8 protein-coding genes and 1 pseudogene are annotated in these 9,356 nt (G+C 58.8%); 1 reads left to right on the plus strand and 8 read right to left on the minus strand.

What is annotated here, in order from left to right; translation table 11 throughout:
• The 8 genes and pseudogenes from RI563_RS02825 to RI563_RS02860 form a co-directional block, all read right to left on the minus strand.
• A pseudogene (locus tag RI563_RS02825) lies at window positions 1-428 on the minus strand (V-type ATP synthase subunit B); the annotation flags it as partial.
• Window positions 421-2,199, minus strand: coding sequence for a V-type ATP synthase subunit A (locus tag RI563_RS02830; RefSeq protein ID WP_310692830.1), 1,779 nt, complete (start codon window positions 2,197-2,199; stop codon window positions 421-423). The gene RI563_RS02830 and the pseudogene RI563_RS02825, both read right to left, overlap by 8 nt.
• Complete coding sequence (locus RI563_RS02835) at window positions 2,192-2,845, minus strand: V-type ATP synthase subunit E (RefSeq protein WP_310692831.1); 654 nt, start codon at window positions 2,843-2,845, stop codon at window positions 2,192-2,194. The genes RI563_RS02830 and RI563_RS02835 overlap by 8 nt, the downstream gene beginning before the upstream one ends.
• Window positions 2,845-3,171: a V-type ATP synthase subunit F gene (locus tag RI563_RS02840; protein WP_310692832.1), complete on the minus strand. Its 327-nt coding sequence runs from the start codon at window positions 3,169-3,171 to the stop codon at window positions 2,845-2,847. The genes RI563_RS02835 and RI563_RS02840 overlap by 1 nt, the downstream gene beginning before the upstream one ends.
• 6 nt (window positions 3,172-3,177) lie before the next feature.
• Entirely contained in the window at window positions 3,178-3,627 is a 450-nt protein-coding gene (locus RI563_RS02845; protein ID WP_310692833.1) for an ATP synthase subunit C, read from the minus strand.
• A 41-nt stretch (window positions 3,628-3,668) separates the two neighbouring features.
• Complete coding sequence (locus RI563_RS02850) at window positions 3,669-5,564, minus strand: V-type ATP synthase subunit I (RefSeq protein WP_310692834.1); 1,896 nt, start codon at window positions 5,562-5,564, stop codon at window positions 3,669-3,671.
• Window positions 5,561-6,637 carry a V-type ATPase subunit gene (locus RI563_RS02855; protein ID WP_310692835.1) on the minus strand — a complete coding sequence of 359 codons (1,077 nt, stop codon included), beginning with the start codon at window positions 6,635-6,637 and terminating at the stop codon, window positions 5,561-5,563. The genes RI563_RS02850 and RI563_RS02855 overlap by 4 nt, the downstream gene beginning before the upstream one ends.
• 5 nt (window positions 6,638-6,642) lie before the next feature.
• Window positions 6,643-6,963: an ATPase gene (locus RI563_RS02860; RefSeq protein ID WP_310692836.1), complete on the minus strand. Its 321-nt coding sequence runs from the start codon at window positions 6,961-6,963 to the stop codon at window positions 6,643-6,645.
• Window positions 6,964-7,140: 177 nt separating this feature from the next.
• On the opposite strand from RI563_RS02860, the gene hypF reads away from it, so the two are divergent.
• Window positions 7,141-9,356 (plus strand): carbamoyltransferase HypF (gene hypF / locus RI563_RS02865; RefSeq protein ID WP_310692837.1); only part of this gene is annotated, 2,216 nt, incomplete at its 3' end.

The raw sequence follows: 9,356 nt of genomic DNA on the forward strand, positions 1-9,356 counted from the left end.
AGCCCGTCGATCGCGGAAACCCCGGTCTGGATAAACTCGCGCGGATACGCCCGGGCTGCCGGGTTGGTCGGGGCGCCATTGACGTTCCAGCGCTGGCGGGAAACCAGCGGCGGACGCGCGTCGCGCGGCTCCCCGATGCCGTTGAAAACCCGGCCCAGCACGTCCGGCGACAGGGCGATTTCAAACGGCCTGTCCAGAAACCGTACCCAGGTATCTTCCAGGTTAAGATTATCAGTGCCTTCAAAGACCTGGATCAGGACCACGTCGGGGGAGCTGCGAATCACCTGGCCATTGCGCAGTTGCCCGTCACGGTTGCGAATCTGCACCCGATCACCGAAGGCGACATCCCCGACGCCCTGCATATACAGCAACCCGCCACGCGCGGCACTGGCCAGGCGATATTCCTCGGGACGATAACGCTCACTCATGGGTTTCCAGCTCCGGGTATTCGCTGCCCAGTTCGGTAAAGGCCTGCTCGATCGTCTCATGATAGGCTTGCAGCTCGGTCACCTGTTCGCTGCTGTAACGTGACTTGAGCCGCTTCACCTGCGTCAGTACTGACAGTTCCAGTAACTGCTGAACCGGCACGCCCCGCTTCAGCAACTTTTCACCCTGGCGTTTTATTTCGATGACCAGATGCAACAGGGCAAACTGTTTTTCGGGCGAGGCATAACTGTCATTGTCTTCCAGCGCGCTTTGCTGCAACACGGCCTCTTTTAACAGACCGGCAATCTCCAGAGTCCAGCGCTGGAAGGAAGATAGCGCCTCGGGGCCGACCAGGTTGACAATCCGCGCCAGCTCATCGGCCTGGGACAACAGGGCCACCGCTTCGCCCCGTTCGGTATACCAGTGTGCGTCCACCTGCTCGTGCCACCATTCGGCGGCCACCCCGACATATTCGGAAAAGCTTTCCGTCCAGGAGACCGCCGGATAATGCCGGGCGTCGGCCAGCTCCTTGGACAGGGCCCAGAAGGTCTGCACGATCTCCTTGGTGTGACTGGTCACCGGTTCGGAAAAATCACCGCCCGGGGGGGAGACTGCGCCGATAAGAGAAACCGAGCCGCTGGCGTCGTGGAGCGTCTTCACCCGTCCGGCCCGTTCGTAAAACGAGGCCAGCCGGGAGGCGAGATAGGCGGGATAGCCCTCTTCGACCGGCATTTGCCCCAGCCGGCCGGCCACTTCGCGCAGCGCTTCGGCCCAGCGGCTGGTGGAATCGGCCACCATCACCACATCGTAACCCTGGTCGCGGTAATACTCAGCGATGGTGATCCCGGTATAGAGCGAGGCTTCCCGCGCCACAACCGGCATATTGGAAGTATTGGCGACCAGCAGCGTGCGTTCCATCAGTGAACGACCGCTATAGGGATCGGTCAGTTGCGGGAAGCTGTCGAGGATATCCACCAGCTCGTTGCCGCGCTCCCCGCAGCCGACATAGATCACAATATCGGCATTCGACCAGCGCGCGATCTGCTGTTGCACGACCGTCTTGCCGGCGCCGAACGGTCCCGGCACCGCCGCCTTGCCGCCCTTGAGCAAAGGGAAAAAGGTATCCAGAATCCGTTGCCCGGTAAACAGTGGCGCGATCGCATTGTCACGCTGCGAATAGGGACGCGGCTGTCGCACCGGCCAGCGCTGATAAAGCTTGATGGCGTGTTCCTGGCCATGGCTGTCGCGCAGCCGCGCGATCGGCTCTTCCACGCCATACTCGCCGGCATCCACCAGCGACACCAATTCTCCCTCAAGTGTCGGCGGCACCAGAATGCGGTGCGTGATGGTCTCGCTTTCCTGCACCGTGCCAAGCACTGCCCCGGCGGCCAGTGACTGCCCTGCCTGCAGATCGCTTTGCGGCTGGAAGGCCCAGAGCTTGTCCCGATCCAGTGCCGGAATATTCAGCCCCCGGGCAATGTAATCGCCGCTGCGTTCATAGAGCTTGTTGAGCGGACGCTGGATACCGTCGAAAATCTGTCCCAGCAGACCGGGCCCCAGTTCGACCGACAAAGGATGGCCCAGTCCCTCCACCGACTCGCCGGGATGCAGGGACTCGGTCGATTCATAGACCTGGACGATAGCCTCGTCCCCTTCCCGGCCGATCACCTCGCCCATCAGTTGCAGTTGGCCGATAATCACCTGTTCGCCGTTCATCGCCCCGGGCAGCCGGGTCCGCACAATCGGGCCATTGATCTCCCGCACCTCACCCATGAATCATTTCCCCGGTGGTAAGGGTTTTACTGAACAGATGTTCCATGATGGTTTGTTCAAGTTGTTCATGCAGCATGGCAATCCGGCCCTCGAAGGTATTGTTCACGCGAATCCGGTTATCGCTGTCGTACACCAGAACGCCGCCGCTGCAATCACAGGTTTGATCCGAAAGAGTGATCTCTTTGTCCGGCAGCCATGTCTGCCATTGTTTTGTCGCAACGTTTTGAAGGCGCTGTCGATCGTTCGGGTTCACCTGCACAATGAGATGCTCGGCATCGATGGCCCCGGCCGCATCCTGCAACAACTGTCCAAACAGTTGCAGATAGGTTTCTTCATCCTCGGCCCGCTGCTGCAGCTGGTGCAACAGTTCATCGAGTAGCTGTTGTACCTGTTGCCAGCGCAGGTCATCGAGTCGGGCCTGGAGCTGTAATTCGCTGGCCTGGATACGTTGCTGATAGACACGCTCGCTCTTCTCCCGTGCCGAGAGTAGTTCACGCTCTTCGCTGAGATGGAGTTTTTCGCGCAAATCGCGATGGATATCCTCGCGTTGCTGTTCGGCGCGCGCCAGGTATTCCCGTGCCAGGCGATTGGCGCGCTCGAGTAAGGCCTTTTCCAGATTATCGGTCTGATCGCGCTCTTCTGCCATTATGTCTCCAGGGCGCTCTGGCCCAGTACCGAGTGCAACAGATCCTCGACATCCGATTGATAGCCTTCCGGCATTTGTAGCGGCGGAACTTCGGTAATCAGGATCTGACCGCCTTCGATGCGCAGGCGTTGTAACAAGGCACTCGGCTGCTCACACAAGACCGGCTCCACCAGCACCAGCGCCCGGTCCCGTTGCTGTACCAGCTCTTCCAGCACGCGGTTCAACACCTCCCGGTCGGCATCGGGATAGGTTTCAAAACCCAGCAGGGCGAAACCGTCGGTCAGGGCGGCACTACCCAGAGCCAGCATGCGCACATTGCGTTCCATGGGAATCTAGATTTTACCCAGCATCAGGATTGTGACGACCAGGCCATAGATCGCAATACCTTCGGCCAGGCCCAGATAGATCAGGGTGCGCCCGAACATTTCCGGCTTCTCCGCGATGACCGCCAGCGACGCGGAACCGACCGGCCCTACCGCGATTCCCGCAGCAATGGTGGCCACGGCAGTTGGTATCCCGATTCCGATCAGCGCCAGTCCCTTGCCGATCGATACCTCGCTCACGGCGACATTCACCGCCTCGGCAGCCATCACCTCGTTGGCGGCGGTAAACAGCAACAGTATTTCAGCCAGCACGAACAAAAACAGATTACCGCCGAGCACATTTCGCATTCGACGGCGTGGCCGACCGGCGGCCGGTTGCGGTCGCATTTCATAATAAGCGCCGACGGCAATAATGCCGACAAAGCTGACGCTGACAAGTCCGACTATCCAGTAAAGCATCGTGTTGATCTCCGTTAGAATATCCAATCAGTCGATAGTGCTCAGCCCGCATCCCGCAGAACCAGCGGCCGAAAAGCCTGGCCGTCGCCGCGATAAAAACGCGAGAACCCTTCGTAATATTCAAGACGTAATACCTGGATGGCAACGATCGCCCCCTCCAGAACCAAAACAAACAGGTTACCCAGTACAATCGTAATCCATTGACCGGTGCTATCAAACATGTTCGCAACGGTGAATACCGCCACGATCAGGGCAACATGGTTAATACTGAAGGCCGCCACACGCAAAAAGGAGAGGGTGTTGCTGAAATAGCCTATGACGGTTTCGAATGCCTCGATCAGAATCACCAGCGTGCGCTCCCCTCGCGACGAACTCGAGCTAACCCAGCCATGCACAAGGATGGCCAGCAACGAAAGTCCCGCAAGCCCTGCTCCCGCAGCGCCGACTTCGCCCTGGCTGAACCCTTGCCAGCCAAGCAGCAGCAACCCGCCATACAACAGCAAACCGGCTGCGCCGTGTCCGCTGAACAATGCTGCCCGATAGTCACCGTCGATCCAGTGATTACGGATACTGAGCAGCACCATCAGCATGATAAAGCCGATGCCCCAGCCCAGGGCCACGGTCAGCATTAACACCGGATCATGCAGGGGCGACATCCACCAGGCCGGAATAATCTCCTCGAAGCCGAACAGACTGCCGTAGACAAAACCGAACAGGCTCGACGACAGGCCAATGGCCACAAAAAAGGGCCGATAGCTTGTCAGTTTCCCACGTAACAACAAACTGCCCAGCATTATCATCAGCCCGTGACCGATATCGCCGAACATCATGCCGAACATGAGAATATAACTGAGCGCAAATAACCAGGTTGGATCGAACTCGCCATAGCGCGGGACGCCATAGTTTTTCACCAGTCCGGCAAAGGGACGTAAAAAAGCGGCATGTTCGGTATAGGACGGTACGCGGGAACGCTCCTCCAGCCGGGGTGCCCGCACGGCCAGCACAAAGCGATCACCCAGAACGTCCATCAGCGTGCTGCGTAAGCCCGCAAGCCGGGCCCGGGGCACCCAGCCCTGCAGGGAACCCAGGGCCCCGCTGGAAGCCAGTTGGCCGGACAGTTCGGCATAGGCTTCCGCGATATTCAGTTGCGCCTGCGCCTGTTCCAGAACATCACGATTATCCTGCGCCGTTTGCCGAACGCGCTTCTTCAGCTGCTGCTGTTCCTCTTGCAACTCTTCCAGTGCACTACTCAGTTGCTGTTGCAGGCGTTCGGGATAATCATGAAACTCCGCCGGCAAGGACGTCGTGCGAAACGAGGCGGCTTCCAGCACCCTGGCGATATTCCCGGCCTGTTCCCTGTCTCCGGCTATCACCACATGCGCCTGATTTTCCTGGTAGCGGAACAGCGTCAGCAGATAGTTATTCAGACTCAGGGCATCACGCAGTTTGTTGACCTCGCTCAACGGCACGGTTCCAAGGCGGATATCCAGAAAAGTATGCGGCTGTTGCAGACGGCCGAGATCAATATTCAGCGCCCGATATTCCTGCAGGGTATTTTGCAGCTGCCCGGTGTGGCGGAGCTCCTCAGAAACCTTGCGCTGCTGTTCTTCGAGACGGGAACAATGCTGCCACAACTCGCCCAGCCGCTCATCCAGATCCTGCAACTCGGGAAGGGGCAACATCTGGTCAATCGCGTCCGTCTCACCGTGTACCGACAGATGGGTAAAATGGAGGATCTTGTCCAGCCGTTTTCTGGCCCGGGCATAGGTGTTCTGGTATTCACTGTCGGGGCGTGATGGCAGAACTTCGGAATCCGCGTTCGAGGGTATCGGATTGAACCAGCCAAAGCGGGCCAGATGCAGCGATACATCGGGCACGGATTCGCGAACCAGATAAAGGGTAATGTGGCGCATGCGCTCGGGACGCAGCCGAATCATCCTGCCCTCGCCAGATTCAGTTCCCCGCCAGGATTCGATCCTGCCTGGTCCTGATCTTCCAGGCCGGCGGCATCACTGATCATGGAACTCTCCAGGCCGAGTTCCCGCCCCTTGATAATAATCGCGACCTGTTTCAATTGATGCTGACGCAACCAGAGATAACAAACCAGGCGCACGACACTGTCCGGGGAGCGTCGAAACAGCCCCATATAATAGTTTTGTAACAGTTGATCGGCGGCATTCTCCAGGCGGGTCAGCTGTTGTTTTCCGGCAACGGTCTTGTGCCAGGCTGGTGGCAGCTGTTGCAGCATTTCCTCCATTGTGTCCTGGTGCAACAGTGTCATCAATACCGCCTTGTCCAGCCAGCGACCGGTCGGCGCCAGCAAATAGTAGATATGCGAGGTGTCCATGCCGTAGTTCAGCCGGTAGCGCAGCAACCACAGCAGATTGACTCGATCCAGTTGCATCCCCAGTAGCGGTTGCAGGGCTTTTTTATGTGCCGGGTCAAGAAATTGAAAATGCTGCATCAGATCGACAAAGTACTGACGGTCGATCATTGCCTCCAGATCGAAAATGTTCTGCTGCTCCTGATAATTACGCCGCGCTTTTTGTGCCAGCCCGGCATAGTTGTAATGCTCCAGTACCCGGAAGATTTCATTGACATCTTCGGCGGCCAGCAGGGTTTCGGCCGAAAGGCTGGCATAGCCGCCGATATCCAGCAGGGTTATGCGTGTCGAGTCGATCGGTTCCCCGTAAGCTCGCGCCCGCAGGACCGTCTTGATATTCAACAGCTCGTACTGACGCAACCACTGAATGACAAACTCCCGCAAGGCGCCCGTGGTAGCCCTCAACAATAGAGTGACTTCATGCAGAAAGAGTTGATGGAGTTGCCGGTCAAATTCATCAGGCTGCGAAAGCAGCCCGGAAAAGATTTGGGGTAACCCGGCCTGGCTCAACAAATCATCCGGGCGGGCATCGGCTTTGCGGATTAATTGCCGGTTCAGATCCGTTCGCTTCATCCAGCCGGATAACAGGTTCAGTCGGGTATTCAGATAGGCGTGTTTGGCCTGCACGATGCTCAGTCCGGCTTCTCGCCCAGCATAATGGCCAGGGCAGCATCGAGGGCGGCATCATGATTCTCTTGTGCCATGCGTTGCAATTCATCCTGGCGTTCGCTGAAGCGGCGTTCCATCTCCGCGATGGAATGGCGGGCGCGCTCTTGTGCCTTGTCGATGAACGATTGATGAATTTCCGGAACCCGGTCTGCGAATTGCTGCTCGGCACGCCGGGCCTCTTCCGTGGCCTGATTGACGATGCTGTCCCGTTCCTTGAGCGCCGCGTCGATAATCTTCTGGGCCTTGTCCTCGGCCGCCAGCAATTTGGAAAGGGTGTCTTCCATCAATCTTCCGGTGAGAGAATCAGATTAATCTGTTACGCTATCCTTCGATATTAGGTCAAGCGTCGCGTCGAATCAATCACTGATGATTCGGCTTTCGTTTGCCCACCAAGCAAAACAACGCTACAAAAATATGACATCTGTTATGCTGACGTTCTTTTAATCGGGCTAAGCTGTTTTATGCTGCAGCGTCTTGAGCTGGTCATCCGCGGGAAAGTTCAGGGAGTCGGTTTTCGGCCGTTTGTGTATCGCCTGGCCTCCCGGCTGGAACTGGCTGGCTGGGTACGCAACGAAAAAGGCACAGTGCGTATTCAGATACAGGGCCCCGCTGATCGTTTACAGGCGTTTTGCGATCAACTGCTGCAACAGGCACCGCCCGCCGCGCAACCTCAATTCCGCTCCACCCGCACGATCGACACCGTGACCGGAACCGGCTCCGGCTTTGCGATACACCCCTCGCAGGAAGGCGACTCGAACGACATCCATGTACCGACCGATCTGTTTCTCTGCCCCGACTGCCGGCATGAACTCAACGATCCCGACGATCGCCGCTATGGCTATCCGTTTATCAACTGCACCGCCTGCGGGCCGCGCTTTACGCTGATCGAACGGCTCCCCTATGATCGGGCGAATACCGCCATGCGCGATTTCCCCTTATGCGCCGCGTGTCAGGCGGAATACACCGATCCGCACAATCGCCGTTATCATGCCGAACCGCTGGCGTGCCCCGATTGCGGACCGACACTGGCATTTGAACATCACGCTCAACACCATGCTGCCGATGCCGCCCTGCAAGCGGCCATTGCGGCATTACAGCAGGGCGAAATTATCCTTATAAAAGGTATCGGCGGTTATCATCTGTGTTGTGACGCCACCGATGAGATCGCCATTGATCGCTTGCGCCAGCGCAAACAGCGTCCCGACAAACCGCTGGCAATCATGTTCCCCGCCAGCGGCGAGGATGAGCTGGCGGTGATACGCCAGCACTTGCAGGTCGATGCCGTTGCCGAAACCAGTTTGCGTTCACCGGCCCGTCCCGTTGTGCTGTTATCCCGCCGGCCCGGGTGTTCGTTGCCCGCCAACCTGGCCCCGGGGATGAATGAGCTGGGCGTCATGTTGCCCTACAGTCCCCTGCATCATCTTCTGCTGGCCCGCTTTGGCAAGCCCATCGTAGCCACCTCGGCCAATCTCTCGGGCGAGCCGGTACTGACCGACGCGGATGAGGTCAGACAACGCCTTTCGCACCTGACCGCCATTCGCCTGCACCATAATCGCCCTATCGTGCGACCGGCGGATGATCCGGTGATTCGGATTATTGCTAACCAGCCACGCCCCCTGCGCCTGGGCCGCGGCAACGCCCCCCTGGAACTGACCCTGCCGCAAGCGTTATCCCAACCGCTACTCGCCTGTGGCGGCCATATGAAAAACGCTGTGGCACTGGCCTGGGAGCAACGGATTGTTATCTCCCCCCATATCGGCGATCTCGATGCACCCCGCAGTCAGCAGGTCTACGCCCGGACCATCGCCGATCTGCAACAACTCTATGCGATCGAACCCGCCGCGCTGGTCTGCGACAACCACCCCGATTATTTCAGTTCACGCTGGGCAAAACGACAGAATCTGCCGCTGGAAACGGTGGCCCATCATCACGCCCATGCCGCCATCGTCGCCGGGGAATATCCCGACGAGCCGCGCTGGCTGGTCTTTACCTGGGACGGTGTCGGACTGGGACCGGACGATACCCTGTGGGGCGGTGAAGCCCTGCTGGGCCGACCCGGCCAATGGCAGCGGGTGGCCAGCTGGCGGCCGTTTTATTTACCCGGTGGGGAGCGCGCCGCGCGTGAACCCTGGCGAGCAGCCCTGGCGCTGTGCTGGCAGGCCCAATACGACTGGCCCAACGCGCCCGACAATACCGCCCTGTTGCGGGAAGCCTGGCAAAAAGGGCTCAATGCACCGCAAACCACGGCGATCGGCCGCCTGTTCGATGCCGCGGCTGCCCTCACCGGCCTCTGTCAAAGTGCCAGCTTCGAAGGCCAGGGACCGATGTGGCTGGAACAGGAGGCACTCAAAGGTGCGCATGACGGCATCGACCTGCCCCTGTCGGAACACTCGGGGCTGTTACGCAGTGACTGGGCCCCGCTGCTGCCGTTATTACTGAATGAGAACCTGTCGATGGCCGATCGGGCCACCGCCTTTCATCACAGCCTGGCCCGGGCCCTGCTCGCCCAGGCCAATGAATTGAAACAGCGCCACGGCGATTTTGCCATCGGCCTGTCCGGCGGCGTGTTTCAAAATCGTTTACTCAGCGAACGGGTCATGCAACAGTGTCAACAGGCCGGCTTTCGCGTCTATCTGCCACAACAGATCCCGATCAACGACGCCGGACTGTGTTACGG

This window comes from Thiohalophilus sp. (assembly GCF_031581315.1).
Classification (GTDB): Bacteria; Pseudomonadota; Gammaproteobacteria; order UBA6429; family Thiohalophilaceae; genus Thiohalophilus.